This is a genomic window from Muriicola jejuensis (genome assembly GCF_010671595.1).
In the GTDB taxonomy this organism is placed as follows: Bacteria; Bacteroidota; Bacteroidia; order Flavobacteriales; family Flavobacteriaceae; genus Muriicola; species Muriicola jejuensis.
In genome coordinates this window covers 1-1,771 of record NZ_JAABOP010000018.1, presented here as the reverse complement: position 1 = coordinate 1,771, position 1,771 = coordinate 1, and the positions used below count along the sequence as shown (strand labels likewise).

Annotated in this window: 2 protein-coding genes; both read left to right on the top strand. The window is 38.3% G+C overall.

What is annotated here, in order from left to right; genetic code table 11:
• Positions 1-235: 235 nt before the first annotated feature.
• Positions 236-982: a hypothetical protein gene (locus GWK09_RS14850; protein ID WP_163694255.1), complete on the top strand. Its 747-nt coding sequence runs from the start codon at positions 236-238 to the stop codon at positions 980-982.
• Between the two features lie 139 nt (positions 983-1,121).
• Positions 1,122-1,547: a hypothetical protein gene (locus GWK09_RS14845; protein ID WP_163694254.1), complete on the top strand. Its 426-nt coding sequence runs from the start codon at positions 1,122-1,124 to the stop codon at positions 1,545-1,547.
• Positions 1,548-1,771 lie beyond the last annotated feature (224 nt).

Sequence of the window (1,771 nt, the reverse complement as noted above, 5' to 3'; positions counted from 1 at the left end):
GTTTATGCGTGTTTTCGAGGACCAGGCCATGACCAGGGTCTGGTCGCTTTTCACCGCGAAGACGACGTCATCTTAGCCGGCCCGGGGCCTAAGAGACATCGCCTTTCGCTTTTGTCTCATTTGTGATGCCCGGCAGTGTTCCGCCCTCCTAACTACACAGAACGATGGCTATAACCAAGCGTTCATAGCAGAGGTATTTCTCTATTTACTATCTTAGGGAATATATTAACCCTCTGTGAAGATCAGCGAACGAACGCCTGGTCATAGCCGAGACCGTTGTGTAACATACTTGATGATCAGATTTTCAATCATAATTTTATTTCTAATTATTTTTTCGTGTGCTCCGGAAACCAAAAAGTCGCCAGAGTATTTTATTGAAACAAAAACTTCCTTTTTTGACTTGCGCCATGGTGATCTAACTAAAAATCAGTGGATTCGCAGTTCTGAAAATTTAAAAGTCATACATGAGAGTTTAAAGAAATTCGGTTATCAAAACTTAGAAATTGATACCTTTCCTAATGATAATCTCTTTTTAATTCATGGAATTTATATCAAGAGAAACTTCAAGAATCTAGTAGATAGTTTGCTGATTTCCTATAAGAATCCAGTAGATGAGAAATACTATAAGGAATTTTGGGAGCGTAGAAAAAAAGAGAAAAATGATTCAATCGTTTATGAAATAATAGCTGAAATACAGGCTGTTTTGTTCAAGGGAAAGCAAATTGAATACGATCAGAAATTCGTCAACGATACGTTGGTAGATTTAATCAATATTGAGTTTGGCAATGACAAAATAACGGCTATTCAGGCCATGCAAGATTTCGAAGTTCTAAGGAATTATGGTTTTCACCAATCTGCTTACAACATGCTTTATGAAAGATCTGAGTATTCAGATTTAGAATTAAAACGAGATCAAATGAAAAATCAACTGACAAGATCTTCTGAATTTATTTATCCTTGGTTAATAGACAACGAAAAATAGTACGTTACACAACAACGGCTATAGCCCATCGCCGGCCAGAGCTTGGGAAATTTTCCTACATTAGGGTTTATTAATCAATCCGGGGTTGGTCCGGGCATCGAGGCGCCGGGCCATAGCCAGGACCGTTGGCACCAATTAGATGACCTTATCTGAACTTCATAATAAGCTACAAGAGACTGGAGTACCATCTGAAAGCTATTACTTGCATGGCCTCTATGGCTCCTCAAATGATGATGGAAAAGTGGCCCTATCAATCAACAGGGGTAAGCATTTCATTGAATATGAAATCTATAGAATGTCAAGAGGCCAAAGAACTACTGAAAACGTATTCACTGAGGAATCCAAGGCATGCGAATATCTCTTTAAAAAAATTAGAGATAGTTGGATACTTAAGAAAATTCACCAAATTCAAGACTTAAAAAACATGTCCATCGAAGCAAGGCTAGTTGCCAGTGGGCTAAAAGATGAATTTGAATATTGCCTTGCACATGATAAGACAAGGGCAGTATATCTTTTAAGATGGTTGGAGGTTGAGCAATCAGTAATTAATTCGTTAGTACATTAACTGGTGCCAACAACGGCTATGGTTCATCGCCCTCTAAGGTCTGGGATTATTTGCTATTTTAGGGAATAACAAAATAATACGGAAGGCTGGCGCCTCAAGGCGCCAAACCATAGCCGGAACCGTTGTAATGCATTTTGAATGACTAACTGGAAAAAATTGGAAGAATCATTCAATTTCCTAAATGAGTATAAATTTAAAGGACCAATAATCTATCCCAACGGTGT

What these genes read in the sequence shown, in the direction of transcription:
- GWK09_RS14845 (WP_163694254.1), top strand. Translation starts at nt 1,122, where the DNA reads ATGACCTTATCTGAACTTCATAATAAGCTACAAGAGACTGGAGTACCA.